Genomic DNA, 16,511 nt, shown 5'->3' with positions numbered 1-16,511 from the left:
GTCTGACTGCGGCGTTTCTGTTTCCGCATTCCGTCTTTTTGTTATTTCCCCGTCATCATTTCTTTTCGATTTATTGGCTAAAAAACGACAAAAAAAGCAGAGTACCATCGAGCCGCTGGATAAAATAAGACGAATAGAAACCGCAGTCCCAACCGGCAACGAAAGCGAAGCAAATCTTATGCTTACCCGATTCAAGCAGGTCGATGTATTCACATCAGTCCCGCTCAAAGGCAATCCCCTCGCGGTAGTGTTCGACGCGGATGATCTGACCGCCGCCCAGATGCAGTCCATCGCCCGGTGGACGAATCTGTCCGAAACGACTTTCCTGCTCAAGCCGACCGATACATCGGCGGACTATCGGGTACGCATCTTCACAACGCGTGGCGAACTGCCGTTCGCGGGACACCCGACCCTCGGCACGGCACATGCATTGCTCGAAAGCGGCCATAAACCGAAACAGCCCGGCAGGCTCATCCAGCAGTGCGGTGTGGGTCTCGTGGAACTTGCCGCGCAACCAGCTGGGAGATGGGCTTTCGCGGCACCGCCAGCAAAGGTCACGCCACTGCCTGCGGATCAGTACCCCGCATTGCAGGCGGCGCTGAAAACCGACGCGATCGACTTTACCGCTTCACCTTGCGGCGTCGACAATGGTGCACCGTGGCTCGTCGTGCGACTGCAATCGGCCGACGCCTGCCTCGCGCTTGAACCCGATGCACAGGCGCTGGCCCAGATCACGCATACGGTCGGCGCCCATGGCCTTGCCGTCTACGGGCCGCACGCGGCAAACGGCCCTGCCACCTTCGAAGTACGTTGTCTGATGGCAGGCGGGGGCCTGGGGATTGGGGAAGACCCTGTGACCGGCAGTGCGAATGCGGCGCTAGCCGGGCTGCTCACTCAGCAAAACCGACGCCCGGGCGACAGCTACACGGCTCGTCAAGGCACCGTCATTGGCCGCGATGGCCGCGTCTTCGTCACCTATGACGACACGGCCGGGAAAACGTGGATCGGCGGCGCATCGGTAACCGTTGTCGACGGCACGTTCAGGCTGCCTTGACTCACGTCGCCGTGGCCAAAACCACGCGCTGGACGTGGGACAGCGCCACCGTTATACACAAAACGCCGCAGCAATACACGTTGATTCACCATGCATAAGAAACTGGATGCGGAGAATCCAGCGCGCCGCAACTAGGGCCGCGCTCTGGACAAAAACCTTAAAGCACGCAGCGGCCCCAAACCATGCGGCATACCGGCGGGGCGGCGGAAAATCAGCTCTCCTATGCCCGACAAGGCCCGCGTATACCCGATGCGCGGATGCTTCCTTAATCTTTTCGCATTCAGTAATATCGAAAGGTCCAGGTGACCGACGGACTTCGGCGCAATACCACGCCTTCCCACCCTGCGCACCCGGTACCCAGTTCATCATGCAGCCACCCTCGATTCTCGCGCAGTCGATGCATACGGAGCCGCTGCCGGGCACACGGACCTCGCGTTGCCGATGAACTATTCCCGCACATCCATGAGGCACGACGCGAGGCTTCGCCGGGACCCGGCAGTGTCGCGCCGGCGTGCTCTCCTTGTAATCCCCGCCCTCGGCGTGCTGGTCCTGATCCTGCTATGGACGGTGATCTTCGCGCGGCTCTCGGTCGAAAAGGACACGACCTATCGGGAGGCGATGGCTTCAAGCGCGATACTGTCGGCGGCGCTGGAGCAGCACACCGTCAAGGCCATCCATCAGGTCGACCAGATCACGCGCTTCGTCAAATACGAATTCGAGAAGTCGCCTAATCATTTCGATCTCGCAAGTACCGTCGAGAAGGGTGTCGTGCAGAGCGAGACGCTCGTGCAGGTGTCGCTGATCGACGAGCACGGCATGCTGACCGCGAATACCGCCGATCCGAATCCGAAGCGTATCGATCTGTCGGATCGGGAACACTTCAAGGTGCATGAGCACGAGAACGACGACGCGCTGTACATCAGCAAGCCGGTGCTCGGCCGCGTGTCCGGTCACTGGACGTTGCAGATGACGCGGCGGCTCAATCATCCCGATGGTTCGTTCGCGGGCGTCGTGGTGGTGTCCGAAGATCCGAGCTACTTCACGACCGACTTCTACAACAATGCGGCGATCGGTCGTGACGGCGTGATCGCGGTGATCTCCGACACCGGCACCGTACTCGCGCGACGCACGGGCGGCGCGGAAAACGCAGGCGGCGCGTTCTCGGCGAGCGGCACGTATCCCACTTCGGAACATGTGTCGGGCACTTACGTCGACCCGATCGATAACGTCACGCGCATCGTGTCCTATCGCCATATCGACGGCTATCCGCTCGGTGTGCTGGTCGGCCTGTCGCAGGCAGAGGAATTCGCCGACTACAACCACACGCGCAACGTCTATCTGTTGATGGCGGGCTTCATCTCGCTCGCGATGCTGAGCTTCTTCGCGGTGGCGACAGGCCTCATCGGCAAGCTGCTCGGCCGCGAACGCGAGATGTCCCATCTCGTCGAATACGATCTGCTGACCGGCTTGCGCAATCGCTATGCCACGTTGCGCAGCCTCCGGCACGACGTGGCGCTGACGGCCAATGTCGGGCGCCTCGCGATCCTCTTCATCGACCTGGACAACTTCAAGACGGTCAACGACACGCTCGGCCACAACGCCGGCGACATCGTGCTGCAGATGACCGCTTCGCGCCTCGCCGATGCAGTAGGCGCCGAAGGCGCGTTGAGCCGCATCGGCGGCGACGAGTTCGTCGTGATCGTCAAGGGCGATAACGTCGAGAAGCGTGCCGTCGAGCTCGCCGAGGCCGCGGCCGAGGTCTTTGCGAAACCGTTCGAGGTGCGCGGCAGTTCGTTCGTGCTGCATGCAAGCATCGGCATCGCGCTCTATTCGGTGGCAAACGAAAGCGAAATCGATCTGCTGAAGAAAGCCGACCTCGCGATGTACAGCGCGAAGGACGCGGGCAAGAACTGCTATCAGTTCTATTCGCCGCAACTGTCGCATCGCGCGGACCATCTGATGAAGTGGGAACAGCAGCTGCGCGTCGCGCTGGCTGAAGGCCAGCTGTTTCTCGCCTACCAGCCCAAAATCGATCTCACGCGGCGCTGTATCACGGGCTTCGAGGCGCTGGTGCGATGGAATCATCCGCAGCACGGCCTGATCCCGGCCAACGAGTTCATCCCGGTTGCCGAATCGACGGGTCTGATTGTGCCGATCGGCGACTTCGTGATCCGCACCGCATGCCGCCAGCTCGCGCTGTGGCAGCAGCAGGGCTACGATCCGCTGTCGCTCGCGATCAACATTTCCGCCGTGCAGTTCTGGCGCGGCGACCTGTATGAGACGGTGTCGCAGGCCATCGAGGAAACCGGCGTCCCCGCGCGCCGCCTCGAACTGGAAATCACCGAAACGGCGATGATGGAATATCCCGACCTCGTGTCGGAGAAGATCTTCGCCTTAAAGCGTTTGGGGGTACGCATCGCGCTCGACGACTTCGGCACGGGCTATTCGTCGCTGTCGTACCTGAACCGCTTCTCGGTCGATACGCTAAAAGTCGATCGCTCGTTCGTGCAGGCGATTCCCGGCGACCGCAGCGTCTGCGTGATGGTGACGGCGATCGTCAACCTCGCGCGCTCGCTGGGGCTGACGGTGGTCGTCGAGGGCACGGAAACAGAAGAACAGATCGCATGGCTCGCCGCGCTCGGCCATATCGAGGCACAAGGGTTCCTCTTCTCGCGTCCGGTGCCGGCCGAAGGCATCCCCGCCCTGCTCGAACGCTTCGGCGTCTGTGGGATGCACGACCGGCGTGTCACGCAGGAACCCGACGCCGACAGCACCAGCGACGCACCGAGCACGAGCGGCCTGTCCGCCTGAACGTTCGGGCTGGCTGGGCGGCATCCGGCACACAACGATACGAAGTCACGACGCATGCCGTACTGGCCGCGCGGCGCGCGTCGGATAGCTGCCAGGCCCAAGGATAGAAATACGCGTACGGCGCGCCCGGCGCGAATCTGCCATGCACATGACCACGATCAGGGACGCCACGCGGCGCGGTGAGCGCGAACCACTGTGGACGCTCTTTCGCGTCATATGCGGCCTGTCCGCGCTGTCGTGGGGCGGCCTCGCACTGATGGCACAACTGGAGCATCACTACGTGGAACGCGAGGAGCGGCTGTCGCGCCTCGCATTCTCCGACCTGATTGCGCTCGCGTGGATGGTACCGGGGCCGGTGGGTTGCAACGTCGCCGTGCAGTTGGGTCATACATTGCGCGGACGCGCGGGCGCATGGGTCGCAGGCATCGCAAGCGTGCTGCCTTTCTTCATGCTGATGACCCTGTTCGCAATCTTCTATCGCACGCCACTGATTCGCGCGGCCGCCTCGGAGACCCTGCTCAATCACTTCAGCGTCGTGCTCGCGACGCTGATCGCTGTCACCTGGTACAAGCAGACGCGCGCGCTCGTGCGCGGCCGGCTCGAATGGAGTGCGGCGGTGCTCGCCTCTATCGCGCTTTTCTTCGCGCACAGTCCGGCAGCGTATGTCGTGATACTGGGCGGCGCGTTCGCGTCGGGCTGGGTGGCAAGCCCCGTGAGCAAGGCGAGACTGGAGATATCGGTCGGCTCGGGCGACCGTCAGTTGCTGTTGTGGCTCGGCGTGCTGGTCGTGCTGTTCGCTGTCCCGTTGCCGCATGAATACGAGTTCGCGCTTCTGTGGCCGCGCCTTGCCGGCGCCGGGATGACGCTCTTCGGCGGCGGCTTCTCGGCGCTACCGGTACTGAAGACGCTGTTCGTCACGCCCGCGATCGGCGTGTCCGACAACGATTTCACGCTGGCATTCTCGCTCTCGCCGCTCTCGCCCGGACCGCTTCTGAATGTCATTCCGTTCTTCGGCTATCTGATCGACGGCTGGGTCGGCGCGCTGATTGCGACGGTCGCGCTGTTCGTGCCTTCCGGATGCCTCGTCGTGCTTGCCCAGCGGCATCTGTACCAGTTGAAGACACACCCGCGCTTCGAGCAGGGCATGCGGGTGTTGCGGGCAGTGACGACAGCGTTTCTTGCCGTCGCCGTGCTGAAGATCGGCTATCGCGTGCCGCTTCAGCCGGTCTACCTTGTCACTGCGCTGTTCTCACTGGTGTGCTTCGCGAAGCTCAGGCTGCCCGCGTATGCGGTATACGGGATGGTAGGTCTCGCGTGCGGACTGTGGCTCGTGTATCGGCACATGGTGTGATTGCGTTCAGGAGACGCACCTTGCCACGACGCCTAAAACCCGCGCGACATGACCGCGACGCCGATCGTCACCACTCCAAGAACCAGATTGATGACGACCAGCCGACGCACCGTACCGACTGCGCGCGCCCCGTCCGGCCAGTTCTGCGCCTGCACCGCGCGACGGATGCGCGGATACACCGCAAAGCGGATGTGTCCGAAGAGCAGCATCATCACGATGCCGAGACCGGCCATCGCGTGCAGGGTCCAGGATGCGTGACCGCCGCCGAACTGCATCAGCAGGAAGCCACCCGACAACAGGATCACCAGCACGGCGGCCGCGACCCAGTTGAAGAAGCGCCCAAACACGGATTCCCAGAGCGGCAGACGCAGTTGCGGAGACAGATCGGCAAGCGCCGGCCGCAGACAGAAATGCGCGAAGACCATGCCGCCAACCCACACGGCGACGCCGAGCAGATGCAGGAAGAGCGCGACTTCAATGGCTTTGGTCATGGTTATTGTCCTTTCTTGATGGCGGGGCGCCGCGCTTCGTTGGCGCGGCTTATGAGCGCGTTCGACCGCGGTTACGCACCGCAGTTCATATTTGCGTTTGATTTCCCGCGCTCAGCCTCAGCCTGCCAACGCCGGCCGCAGACCCAGCAACTTCAGCTTCGTATCCGGCGCGCGGCCCTTGCGCGCCCGCTTGCCGATATGCGGAGCCAGTGCTGCGCCGGCCAGCGTCTCTTCCTGCGGTTTGCCGCCGCGGCCCGTGCCGACCAGCACCACGCCCGCCTTGCCGATCGCCAGCGCCTGCACGAGCGTTTCCTTCGGATCGAGCGCCATCAGCGTGACGCCGCGTCCGCCGCCCGACAGCGTCTTCATTTCATCGAGGCCGAACACGAGGATGCGCCCCGCGCTCGATAGGCACGCAACATGCGTCGCGTCCGGCAGCATCGGCATCGGCGCGAGCGGCGTCGCCCCTTCGTCGATGGTCATGAACGACTTGCCCGCCTTGACACGGCTCACCATGTCGCCCACCTTCGCGATGAAGCCGAAGCTGTTGCTCGACGCAAGCAGCAGCGCCTGCTCTGCCGACGCCGAGTAGTAGTGCATCAGATGCGTGCCCGACTCCAGTTCGATCAGCGACGTGACCGGCACGCCATCGCCGCGACCGCCTGGCAACATGGCGACCGCGACCGAATAGACGCGCCCCTTGCTGCCCCACGCGATCAGCGTATCGGGCGTGCGGCACTGGAACGCCGCGTAGAGGCCGTCACCCGCCTTGAACGTGAAGCCAGCCGGATCGAGCCCGTGGCCCTTGAGCGCCCGCACCCAGCCCTTCTGCGAGACAACGACCGTGACCGGTTCGTCGACCACGCGCGCCTCGAAGGTCGCGCGCTTTTCCTGCTGGATCAGCGTGCGGCGATCGTCGCCGTACTGCTTCGCGTCGCCTTCGATTTCCTTGATGAGCAGACGCTTCATCGCGGATTCGCTACCCAGCAGTTCTTCGAGCTTCGCCTTCTCGTCGCGCAATTCGCCGAGTTCCTTCTCGATCTTGATCTTCTCGAGCCGCGCCAACTGACGCAGACGGATTTCAAGAATGTCCTCGGCCTGGCGGTCCGACAGACCAAAGGCCGAGATCAGCGCAGCCTTCGGTTCGTCCGACTCGCGGATGATGCGGATGACTTCGTCGATATTCAGAAAGACGATCATCCGGCCTTCGAGGATGTGAATCCGGTCGTTGACCTTCATCAGCCGGTGCTGCGTGCGGCGCGTGACGGTGGCGAAACGGAAGCTGATCCACTCCTGAAGGATCTCCATGAGGCCCTTCTGACGCGGCCGGCCATCGCCGCCCACCATCACCAGATTCAGCGACGCATTCGATTCGAGGCTCGTATGCGCGAGCAGCGTATTGACGAATTCCGTCTGGTCGATCCGGCTCGACTTCGGCTCGAACACGAGACGCACCGGCGCGTCCTTGCCCGATTCGTCGCGCACCGCGTCGAGCAGGGCGAGCATCGTCTGCTTCGTCTGCAACTGCTCCGGCGTGAGGGTCTTCTTGCCGAGCTTGATCTTCGGGTTCGTCTGCTCCTCGATTTCCTCGAGCACCTTCTGGCCCGACGTGTTCGGCGGCAATTCGGTGATGACGAGTTGCCACTGACCTCGCGCGAGGTCTTCGATCTTCCAGCGCGCGCGCACCTTCAGGCTGCCGCGGCCGGTTTCATAGGCCGCCGAGATTTCCGCTTCGCTCGAGATGATCTGGCCGCCGCCGGGGAAATCCGGACCCGGGATGTGCTGTATCAGTTCGGCATGCTGGAGCTTCGGATTGCGGATCATCGCGACCGCCGCCGCCGCGACTTCGCGCAGGTTGTGCGACGGAATCTCCGTTGCCAGACCCACCGCGATACCGGATGCACCGTTGAGCAGCACGAACGGCAAGCGCGCGGGCAGCAGCTTCGGCTCTTCGAACGAGCCGTCGTAGTTCGGCATGAAGTCGACCGTACCCTGGTCGATTTCGTCGAGCAGCAGTTTGGCGATCGGCGTGAGGCGCGCTTCGGTGTAGCGCATCGCCGCTGCGCCGTCGCCGTCGCGCGAGCCGAAGTTGCCCTGCCCGTCGATGAGCGGATAGCGCATCGAGAAATCCTGCGCGAGACGCACGAGCGCGTCGTACGCAGACTGGTCGCCGTGGGGGTGATACTTGCCCAGCACGTCGCCGACCACGCGCGCCGACTTCACCGGCTTCGCATTGTCGGCGAGACCCATCTCGTTCATTGCGTACAGGATGCGGCGCTGCACCGGCTTCTGGCCGTCGCAGACGTCGGGCAGCGCGCGCCCCTTGACGACGCTCACCGCGTAGTCGAGATACGCGCGTTCCGCGTAGTTGCCGAGCGTCAGGGAGTCGCCGGCGGGCACCGCCTCGGTGAAAAGATCGGGAGTGTTATCGTCCATCTAGATGTCGTGTCCGTGGTTTGGCGTGAGAGCAGCGCTCGCAGGATGCGTCAGCGCGCTCAAATGTCCGCTTCGACTTCGTTGCCCTTCTCTTCGAGCCAGCTGCGCCGCGACGCCGCTTCGCCCTTGCCCATCAGCATCGTCATGCGTGCGACGGTCGCGTCGAAATCGAGTTCGCCGAGCGAGACGGGCGACAGACGCCGCGTGTCCGGGTTCATCGTCGTGTCCCACAGCTGCTCGGCGCTCATTTCGCCGAGGCCCTTGAAGCGGCTGATCGTCCATTGCGATTCGCGCACGCCGTCCTTGCGCAGCTTGTCGAGGATTGCTTCGAGTTCGCCTTCGTCGAGTGCGTACAGTTTCTGCGCCGGCTTCTTGCCGCGCGCCGGAGCATCGACGCGAAAGAGCGGCGGCCGCGCGACACACACGTGCCCGCGTTCGATCAGCTGCGGAAAATGCTTGAAGAAGAGCGTGAGCAGCAGCACCTGGATGTGCGCGCCGTCGACGTCCGCATCCGACAGGATGCAGATCTTGCCGTAACGAAGGTTCGACAGGTCGGCCTTGTCGTCGGGACCATGCGGATCGACGCCGATCGCCACCGAGATATCGTGCACTTCGTTATTCGCGAAGAGGCGGTCGCGTTCGGTTTCCCACGTGTTGAGCACCTTGCCGCGCAGCGGCAGGATCGCCTGATATTCCTTGTCGCGCCCCATCTTGGCCGAACCGCCTGCCGAATCACCTTCGACGAGGAAGAGTTCATTGCGGCCGATTTCGGTCGATTCGCAGTCTGTCAGCTTGCCTGGCAACACGGCGACACCCGAACTCTTGCGCTTCTCGACCTTCTGACCGGCGCGCGTGCGCGCCTGGGCCTGCTTGATGACGAGGTCGGCGAGTTTCTTGCCGTGTTCGACGTGCTGGTTGAGCCACAACTCGAGCGCCGGGCGGGCGAACGACGAGACCAGCTTGACTGCGTCGCGGCTATTCAGACGCTCCTTGATCTGCCCTTGAAACTGCGGATCGAGCACCTTCGCCGACAGCACGAACGACACGCGGGCAAACACGTCGTCCGCGAGCAGCTTCACGCCCTTCGGCTGAAGATTGTGCAACTCGACGAAGCTCTTGACCGCCTGGAAAAGACCTTCGCGCAGACCGGATTCATGCGTGCCGCCGGCGGGCGTCGGAATCAGGTTGACGTACGACTCGCGCGTGAGCGGACCTTCCTCGCTCCACGCGACGACCCACGCTGCGCCTTCGCCTTCGGCAAAGGTCTCCTCATTCGAGCGCGAACTCTCCGCATAGCGCTCGCCTTCGAAGAGCGGAATCAGCAGATCGCTGCCGGCCATGCCTTCGAGCAGATAGCCGCGCAAACCGTCTTCGTACTTCCAGCTTTGCTGCTCGCCGGTTTTCTCATTGATGAGCGTGACTTCGACGCCCGGCAGCAGCACTGCCTTCGAGCGCAGCAGGCGCTGCAGATCGCCGAGCGGCAGATTCGGCGAGTCGAAATATTTCGGATTGGCCCATGCGCGCACGCGCGTGCCCGACTTCTTGTCGGAACGCGTAGCGGGGCGCACTTCCAGCGGCTTGACGACATCGCCGTCGGCGAAGCCGAGTTCGGCGACCTTGCCGTCGCGCCAGACCATGACGTCGAGGCGCGTAGACAGCGCGTTGGTCACCGACACGCCGACGCCGTGCAGGCCGCCCGAGAACGTGTACGCGCCGCCGGCGGCCTTGTCGAACTTGCCGCCCGCGTGCAGCCGCGTGAACACGATTTCGACGACCGGCACACCCTCTTCGGGGTGCATCCCGAACGGGATGCCGCGGGCGTCGTCTTCGACGGACACGGACTGATCCGTATGCAACGTGACGATGATCTGACGTCCGTAGCCGCCCAGGGCTTCGTCGGCCGCGTTGTCGATGACTTCCTGAATGATGTGCAGCGGATTTTCGGTGCGCGTGTACATGCCGGGCCGTTGCTTGACCGGCTCCAGGCCCTTCAGCACCTTGATCGACGCTTCGCTATACGCGGCGTTTGGCTTTTTCGTAGACATGGCTTGCTGTGGTCCGTCGGTTCATCGTTGTCCACAGGTCCTGTGGACATCTGCGTGGACAAACCGTTGAGTTTTCAAAAAAAGCGAAACGAAACAACGGGGTGGATGGCGTGCCCGCAACACGGGCAATCTTTTTATTGCCTGCAACCTGCCTGGTGGTCGTGCAACGGGACCGCCACAGGAAACAGGTTCGCGGGGTATTTTACTGATTTCGATGCGCGCGGCAATTTGCGTGATATGAACCGCAAGCGACCGCCCACGGTTCGCCGGCACATCACTTCCGCTTGCTCTCCAATTCTTCCCAACGTTCCAGTGCGAGCAGCAATTCGTCGTCGATCGCAGCGTAACGCTCGGTCAACCGCGCGCCTTCCTGCGCGTCTTTCGCAAAGATCGAGCCGTCTTCAAGCTGCGCACCGATGGTCTTCTGCTCCGTTTCAAGCTTTGCGATCTGCTCGGGCAACGCTTCCAGCTCGCGCTGCTCCTTGAATGAAAGCTTCACCGTGCGCTGCGCGTTGCGGCCAGCGGCACTGTCCTTCGGCGCCGCTTCCTTCACTGCCTCTTTCGGCGTCTCGTTTTGTGCGAGTTGCTGCGACCGGGCGCTCTGCACCTGCCAGTCCGTAAAGCCGCCGACATATTCGCGCCACCTGCCCTCGCCCTCGGACGCGATCACCGATGTCACGACGTTATCCAGAAACGCGCGATCGTGGCTCACCAGCAGCACGGTACCGTCGTAGTCGGTCAGCAGTTCTTCGAGCAGTTCCAGTGTCGGAATGTCGAGGTCGTTGGTGGGTTCGTCGAGCACCAGTACGTTGGCCGGCCGCGCGAACAGTCGCGCGAGCAGCAGGCGGTTGCGCTCACCGCCCGAGAGCGACTTCACCGGCGAGCGCGCCCGCTCTGGCGCGAACAGGAAGTCGCCGAGATAACTCATGACGTGCTTCTTCGTGCCGTTGACTTCGACCCACTCGCTGCCCGGGCTGATGGTGTCGGCAAGGCTCTTCTCCTGGTCCAGTTGCGCCCGCATCTGGTCAAAGTACGCGACCTGCAGGTTCGTGCCGATGCGTACCTTGCCCTCGTCGGGCGCCAGTTCGCCAAGGATCAGCTTCAGCAGCGTCGTCTTGCCCGCGCCATTCGGCCCGATGAAGCCGATCTTGTCGCCACGTATCACCGTCGTCGAAAAATGGTCGACCACCGTGCGTGCGCCATAGCGCTTCGTCACGTCAATCAGTTCCGCGACGATCTTGCCGGACTTCTCGCCCTGCCCCACGTCCAGCTTGACGTTGCCAAGCGCATTGCGGCGTTCCGCGCGTTCCTGGCGCATCTGCACGAGCCGCCCGATGCGGCCGACGCTGCGCGTGCGGCGCGCCTCGACGCCCTTGCGGATCCAGACTTCCTCCTGCGCGAGCAGCTTGTCGAACTTCTCGTTCTCGATGCGCTCGACTTCCAGTTGCTGCGCCTTGCGCGTCTGATAGGCAGAGAAGTTGCCCGGGTACGACAGCAGCCGCCCGCGGTCGAGCTCGACGATGCGCGTCGCAACCCGGTCGAGAAACGCGCGGTCGTGGGTAATGAAGAGCAGCCCCGAGCGCTGGGCGATCAGCAGATCTTCAAGCCAGCGAATGCCATCGAAGTCGAGGTGGTTGGTTGGCTCGTCGAGCAGCAACACGTCCGGTTGCACCACCAGCGCACGCGCAAGCGCCACCCGTTTCTGCATGCCGCCCGACAGCGCGCCCACGCGGGCATCACCGTCCAGACCGATCTGCGCGAGCGTCGTGGCAACACGCATGCGCCAGTTCCACGCATCGATCGCGTCGAGTGACGACTGCAGCGTGTTCATCCGTGCGAGCAGCGCGTCGTGTTCTGCGCCTTCGGGCGTTTCGGCAAGACGGTGCGCGACCACGTCGTATTCGCCCAGCAGCGCGCGTGCGTCGGTCAGCCCGGCGGCGACGGTATCGAATACCGACGCGTCGCCATCGAACTCGGGCTCCTGCGGCACGTAGACCGTGCTCAGGTTTTGCTGGCGCGTAACGAGGCCGTCGTCCGGCTTCGTCAGGTCGGCGACAATCTTGAGCAGCGACGACTTGCCTGCGCCGTTGCGGCCAATCAGCCCGACGCGCTCGCCCGCCTCGAGAGAGAAATCCGCGTGATCGAGCAACGCGACGTGACCGAACGCCAGTTGCGCCCCGGTAATGGTGTAAAGCGACATGGGGAAAAAGAAGAAGACCGCGATGAATCGGAACTGCTCATTGTACCGGGCGCCGAAGTCTATGCCCGTCCGCCGGATGGCATAGGCCGTCTGGCCGGCTTGATTCAGCCCGGTTAATGCGGACAATGCGGCGGATAATGCGCTCGCACGCCGCCAGACGCGCCGGCGCCAGCGCGCAGAAACCCCATGCAATCATGAGTTCTCGTGCGCGCCCGGCCGCAGCCTGTCACTTCACGTGCACCGTGATCGTCTTGCTCATCTCCGGGCCATACGAGCGATGCGCGCCGTCGCCAAACTGCAATGTAAGTGTGTGATCGCCTGGCGGGAGCGTCAGGTCCGTTTCCGTCTGCCCCTTGCCGAAGTGGAGCGACCTGTCGCTGACCGGGATCACCTCGCCCTTCGGCAGCGGCGCGCCATCGATCAGCAGATGGTGGTGGCCCGTGCCTTCGGTCATCGTACCGGCGGGTGCGATCTTCATTCCATCGACGGCAAATACCACGTGCACGGGATTGCTGACGGTGGCGCCGTCCTTCGGCGCCACAAACGACACGCCGTCTGCCCGCGCCACACCAGACGCGATTAGCAAACCGGCAAACACAGCGCTGGCCAGCCATTTGTTCTTGAGCATCGTCTTCTCCTTGAGGAAAGCGGCCGACACCGTGCCAATCCAGACGCGCAAGGCACACTGCAAGTCGCAGACAGGCGGCTCACCGGGTGCGAAGCTGCCGCCCCGGGGCTGGAGATCCGCCGATGGTTGTCGAGCAGGCGAGAGAGGCCGCGCAGCAGAGCATACACCGGGCGTATGACGGAGCGGCGCACCGCGCTTCGCGACAGGCCACGCCCATGGGGCGCCGACCAGTACGGCAGCGCTACGCAGAAGGCATTTTGCGAATTCCGGTAAGATTGCGGCTCGCCGCGCACCTCACCATTCGGGGGCAGAACGCGCGGATCATTGAACTGAAGAAAGAGTGCGTCGTGAGCGAAGTGATTATTGAGTACAAGAGCTGGGTCTGCCTGATTTGCGGCTGGATCTACAACGAAGAAGAAGGCATCCCGGAAGAAGGCATCCCGGCAGGCACGCGCTTCGCCGACATCCCGGAAGACTGGCGCTGCCCGCTGTGCGATGTGGGCAAGGCGGAATTCGCCGTCGTCGAATTCTAAGGACGATCCGGCATCGAGGTGCGGTGGCAAGTTCACGCCTTTCGTCAGCAGAATCGCCTCCGTACCTATGGCTCGGCACATATGGCCCGACAGGCCCGGATCTGTCGGGCCATTTGCTTTATGGGGCCGGCTTGAACCGATACGTTCGAGGGAGCGGCTCAGATTGCGGAACAACGGTGCATGATAGCCGCGCCCGGCTTGCGCCCGGCCGTCGCACCGCGGCGGCGAGACGGACCCGGCTCGGTGACGCACGCACGCGTGGTCACTGCTCAGGTGCTCGCAGTTCCGCCATAGCCTTTGTGTCGAGTGTCTTTGCTATACTCCTCCCTCGCTGGCGAATTTGGGCACGCCGGCGCTTGCCGATCAGCGGGATTCAAGCCATATTTATCCGGTCCGGCAACTGAATCACTGTGCGGGATCGATACCCGGCTAGAGGGTTGTCTCGCAATGAAGGTCTGGCTGGTGATCCGGTAAAGCTGGCAGGCAGTAATGGTTCGCGGCGCTTCACTTAGGATGAAGCTGACATGCCGAAAACGCCCACGGGATTAGACATCGGCCGAAAGCTGCAAGGCTCCGATCTAACCCGTTAGTTTTTCTATCTCCCCGTAGTTCAATGGATAGAACAAGTGCCTCCTAAGCGCTAGATACAGGTTCGATTCCTGTCGGGGGGACCAGTCAGATTTCCGCCTTCCCCATCCCGTTTTCCAGATCCCAAGCCCGTCATTCAGCGACGGCGAACCCCTACCGCGCGAACTGGCGAGCTAACCGCCCTTTGATCATTGAATTGTCGCTCCGGACATCCCGGTACGCTTTGTCCGTCATCGACCAACCAATCAGGACACGACGGGGTGCACATGGCGACATTGATCGATCAGGATATTGCGCACATCGAGCGCGTGATGCGACCGTCTCTGTACGGCGACGCTGCTGGACCCATCCTGTCTACTGCGTACTGGCGCAGGCGCCTCCATCAACTGCTCGACGAGCACCACGTGACGAAAGCCCAGCTTGTCGCAATCGATAGCCTCCTGCTTGAACTGGACCATTTCGACCGGACGACCGCCGGCCCCGTCACCGGTCATACCCAGCTATATCCAGCACAGGCGGCTGCAGCGTCGCGTCAGGGTTCAGCACCGGTCAAGCCTGCGTCCGACGGCCGCCGACGCAGCGTCAGAAAGTGCCGAGGCGTTGTTGCCGCGTGACACGCGCCGTACGCCGTAATCGTGCGTTACGGCCACGGCCCAGCGATCCGATCCTTCCGCCGAGGCTCGTCGCATGTTGCCTGGTAACAATCTGCTTCCTGTATCCACGCCGATGACGGAAGCGTGCCCTCACACTCCACACCTGACCAATCGCCCAACCCCGATCACCGCGCCTGGAATGTGATGCTTCGCAATGTCAAAATGGACGGATGTCGGCCGCGAGGCCATCCGCATTCACTCCATTCGCACAAGACACAAGGAACACCGTGGACACCAGCAAGCAGATCGCCGCACTCACTGTTTCAGGTATGCAGACAGCCGGTGCCAGCCAGGCCACCGCGATAGCGCTGCATGTATTGATTCGTCACCTCAAATCGCCCGAACTACGCGCAGAGTTGACCGCAGCGTTCGAACAGCATCAGGCGCTCATGCTGCAAAAGCCCTGGCCGGAGCAGATGCTCGCATCGTTCGAGGCGACGCGCCGGTTTCTCGAAAGCGCAACCCAGGACCTGACAGGCCCCGACAGCCAGACCGGGGCAGTCTGAGGCAGCGCCAGGTGATCGGTCGCGCTCGCATCAATGCGAACGACGGGCACACTTTGCAATGGTTAACCTTCGTCGGGACGAGGTGCACCTACCTGCGCTATCGGTTAGCCAGGTCCGGTAACATCACGATCTACCCGTACAACCTCGCGATTTCGGCATGCCGATCAGCCAGCTTCCGCGTCGTGAGTTACCTGAAGAAAAAGGCGCCGTGGCGCCTTTTTCTTCACACTAATGCACTAAAGCCCGGCCCCACTTACGGCGCGTTTCGCTTTGCGTTGTCCTTGGCTTTTTCCTTCGCATCGCCATAAGCTTTGCGCATTTCGCCAGCGCCTTGCTGGATGTTGCCCTTGAGTTCCTGGCCCTTGTCGCCGGTTGCCCTGCCAACGGCCTCATTGACCTTACCCTTCACCTTCTCTGCGACACCCTTCACCTGGTCCTTGTTCATATCCAGCTCCCGTCATCCATATTGCCAGCGCGAAGTTGCGCCGGTAACCAGACTGCAGCAACCGTTGTGCCCGGCCAGTTTTTTGCGCCGCACGGTTTCGAACGGACGATCGATACGCCCCAAAAGCCGCCCCGCAAAAATCTTCACTTCGACCCTAAAGTGATCTGCGCTCGTGCCGTTAACGGGGCATGGACCGCATACCTAACGCACCCACCGGCTCGTTCCGGGCGACTCTGATCGACCAGGACATCGCACACATTGCACGCGTCATGCGGCCTGCGCTGCACGGCGATCTTGGCGGGCCGATCCTGCCGGCGTCCTACTGGCGGCAGCGGCTCCACAAACTGCTCGACGCCGACCACCTGACCAAATCCCAGTTGTGCGCTATCGACAGCCTGCTGCTGCAACTGGACCACTTCTGCCTGCACGATCTGCCGCCAGGCATCAACGTGTACTCCGGGTCCGCCGCTGCCGCGCCAGATCTCGCGCGACACGGCTGAACCGGGGAAGCCCCAGCCGGTCGTTCGACGCAGACGAAAAAAAAGCCGCGGACGAACTGCCGCAGCTGAACCACACCCTCCAACGCAGAGGATCTTGCGTTACTTGCTCCAGCGTACCCAGCCGTGCGTGACAACCACAAGACGACGCACGGCGAATTGACAATCGTTGACCATCAGCGCTGTCCACCGGCAAATGAGCCTGGACAGCATATTGGGGGATTTTCGGGATACGTTTCCACCGGCGAATGAGCCTGAGGCAAATCGGGAGCC

Annotated in this window: 13 protein-coding genes and 1 tRNA gene; 8 read left to right on the top strand and 6 right to left on the bottom strand. The window is 62.7% G+C overall.

All coding sequences use genetic code 11. The features are described from left to right. The first annotated feature begins 178 nt into the window (after positions 1–178). The 3 genes from P3T23_RS28005 to P3T23_RS27995 all read left to right on the top strand — a co-directional run bounded on the left by P3T23_RS28005 (position 179) and on the right by P3T23_RS27995 (position 5,216). Positions 179–1,054 carry a PhzF family phenazine biosynthesis protein gene (locus P3T23_RS28005; protein WP_429319348.1) on the top strand — a complete coding sequence of 292 codons (876 nt, stop codon included), beginning with the start codon at positions 179–181 and terminating at the stop codon, positions 1,052–1,054. A 441-nt stretch (positions 1,055–1,495) separates the two neighbouring features. Next, positions 1,496–3,865, top strand: a complete 2,370-nt coding sequence (locus P3T23_RS28000) for a bifunctional diguanylate cyclase/phosphodiesterase (protein WP_429319347.1) — start codon at positions 1,496–1,498, stop codon at positions 3,863–3,865. A gap of 148 nt (positions 3,866–4,013) precedes the next feature. After that, positions 4,014–5,216 carry a chromate transporter gene (locus tag P3T23_RS27995; protein ID WP_429319346.1) on the top strand — a complete coding sequence of 401 codons (1,203 nt, stop codon included), beginning with the start codon at positions 4,014–4,016 and terminating at the stop codon, positions 5,214–5,216. Between the two features lie 32 nt (positions 5,217–5,248). Here P3T23_RS27995 and P3T23_RS27990 read toward each other — a convergent pair whose 3' ends face one another. From P3T23_RS27990 to P3T23_RS27970, 5 genes are all read right to left on the bottom strand, one after another. Next, complete coding sequence (locus P3T23_RS27990; RefSeq protein ID WP_429319345.1) at positions 5,249–5,707, bottom strand: CopD family protein; 459 nt, start codon at positions 5,705–5,707, stop codon at positions 5,249–5,251. Between the two features lie 117 nt (positions 5,708–5,824). Continuing rightward, positions 5,825–8,143 (bottom strand): DNA topoisomerase IV subunit A, encoded by a 2,319-nt coding sequence (gene parC, locus P3T23_RS27985; protein ID WP_429319344.1) that lies wholly within the window; start codon positions 8,141–8,143, stop codon positions 5,825–5,827. Positions 8,144–8,202: 59 nt separating this feature from the next. Continuing rightward, the gene (locus tag P3T23_RS27980) at positions 8,203–10,188 is read right to left on the bottom strand and encodes a DNA topoisomerase IV subunit B (protein WP_429319343.1); all 1,986 of its coding nucleotides are present in this window, start codon (positions 10,186–10,188) and stop codon (positions 8,203–8,205) included. A gap of 274 nt (positions 10,189–10,462) precedes the next feature. Further along, positions 10,463–12,388, bottom strand: coding sequence for an ATP-binding cassette domain-containing protein (locus P3T23_RS27975; RefSeq protein ID WP_429319342.1), 1,926 nt, complete (start codon positions 12,386–12,388; stop codon positions 10,463–10,465). Positions 12,389–12,614: 226 nt separating this feature from the next. Then, a complete protein-coding gene (locus P3T23_RS27970) occupies positions 12,615–13,016 on the bottom strand; it encodes a DUF4399 domain-containing protein (RefSeq protein WP_429319341.1) in 402 nt (133 codons plus the stop codon). Positions 13,017–13,363: 347 nt separating this feature from the next. Between P3T23_RS27970 and P3T23_RS27965 the strand changes: the two genes are divergently transcribed. The 4 genes from P3T23_RS27965 to P3T23_RS27950 all read left to right on the top strand — a co-directional run bounded on the left by P3T23_RS27965 (position 13,364) and on the right by P3T23_RS27950 (position 15,296). Beyond that, complete coding sequence (locus tag P3T23_RS27965; protein ID WP_429319465.1) at positions 13,364–13,549, top strand: rubredoxin; 186 nt, start codon at positions 13,364–13,366, stop codon at positions 13,547–13,549. 599 nt (positions 13,550–14,148) lie between these two features. After that, positions 14,149–14,223 (top strand) — tRNA-Arg (locus P3T23_RS27960). Positions 14,224–14,403: 180 nt separating this feature from the next. Next, positions 14,404–14,751 (top strand): hypothetical protein, encoded by a 348-nt coding sequence (locus P3T23_RS27955; RefSeq protein ID WP_429319340.1) that lies wholly within the window; start codon positions 14,404–14,406, stop codon positions 14,749–14,751. A 266-nt stretch (positions 14,752–15,017) separates the two neighbouring features. Then, on the top strand, positions 15,018–15,296 hold the full coding sequence (locus P3T23_RS27950) for a hypothetical protein (RefSeq protein ID WP_429319339.1): 279 nt from the start codon (positions 15,018–15,020) through the stop codon (positions 15,294–15,296). Between the two features lie 253 nt (positions 15,297–15,549). Here P3T23_RS27950 and P3T23_RS27945 read toward each other — a convergent pair whose 3' ends face one another. Beyond that, positions 15,550–15,741, bottom strand: coding sequence for a CsbD family protein (locus P3T23_RS27945; RefSeq protein WP_429319338.1), 192 nt, complete (start codon positions 15,739–15,741; stop codon positions 15,550–15,552). 188 nt (positions 15,742–15,929) lie between these two features. Here P3T23_RS27945 and P3T23_RS27940 point away from each other — a divergent pair, with 188 nt between their 5' ends. Continuing rightward, the gene (locus tag P3T23_RS27940; protein ID WP_429319337.1) at positions 15,930–16,241 is read left to right on the top strand and encodes a hypothetical protein; all 312 of its coding nucleotides are present in this window, start codon (positions 15,930–15,932) and stop codon (positions 16,239–16,241) included. Positions 16,242–16,511 lie beyond the last annotated feature (270 nt).

The sequence above is a fragment of the Paraburkholderia sp. GAS448 genome (assembly GCF_050435685.1).
GTDB lineage: Bacteria > Pseudomonadota > Gammaproteobacteria > Burkholderiales > Burkholderiaceae > Paraburkholderia.
Note: the sequence above shows the minus strand (reverse complement) of the source record. Positions and strands in the feature narration are given on the sequence as shown.

Bases quoted from the DNA above. Each gene is read 5' to 3' on its own strand.
- parC (WP_429319344.1), bottom strand. From the start codon at position 8,143: ATGGACGATAACACTCCCGATCTTTTCACCGAGGCGGTGCCCGCCGGC.
- P3T23_RS27955 (WP_429319340.1), top strand. From the start codon at position 14,404: ATGGCGACATTGATCGATCAGGATATTGCGCACATCGAGCGCGTGATG.
- P3T23_RS27945 (WP_429319338.1), bottom strand. From the start codon at position 15,741: ATGAACAAGGACCAGGTGAAGGGTGTCGCAGAGAAGGTGAAGGGTAAG.
- P3T23_RS28005 (WP_429319348.1), top strand. From the start codon at position 179: ATGCTTACCCGATTCAAGCAGGTCGATGTATTCACATCAGTCCCGCTC.
- P3T23_RS27980 (WP_429319343.1), bottom strand. From the start codon at position 10,188: ATGTCTACGAAAAAGCCAAACGCCGCGTATAGCGAAGCGTCGATCAAG.
- P3T23_RS27975 (WP_429319342.1), bottom strand. From the start codon at position 12,388: ATGTCGCTTTACACCATTACCGGGGCGCAACTGGCGTTCGGTCACGTC.
- P3T23_RS27995 (WP_429319346.1), top strand. From the start codon at position 4,014: ATGACCACGATCAGGGACGCCACGCGGCGCGGTGAGCGCGAACCACTG.
- P3T23_RS27990 (WP_429319345.1), bottom strand. From the start codon at position 5,707: ATGACCAAAGCCATTGAAGTCGCGCTCTTCCTGCATCTGCTCGGCGTC.
- P3T23_RS27940 (WP_429319337.1), top strand. From the start codon at position 15,930: ATGGACCGCATACCTAACGCACCCACCGGCTCGTTCCGGGCGACTCTG.
- P3T23_RS28000 (WP_429319347.1), top strand. From the start codon at position 1,496: ATGAACTATTCCCGCACATCCATGAGGCACGACGCGAGGCTTCGCCGG.
- P3T23_RS27970 (WP_429319341.1), bottom strand. From the start codon at position 13,016: ATGCTCAAGAACAAATGGCTGGCCAGCGCTGTGTTTGCCGGTTTGCTA.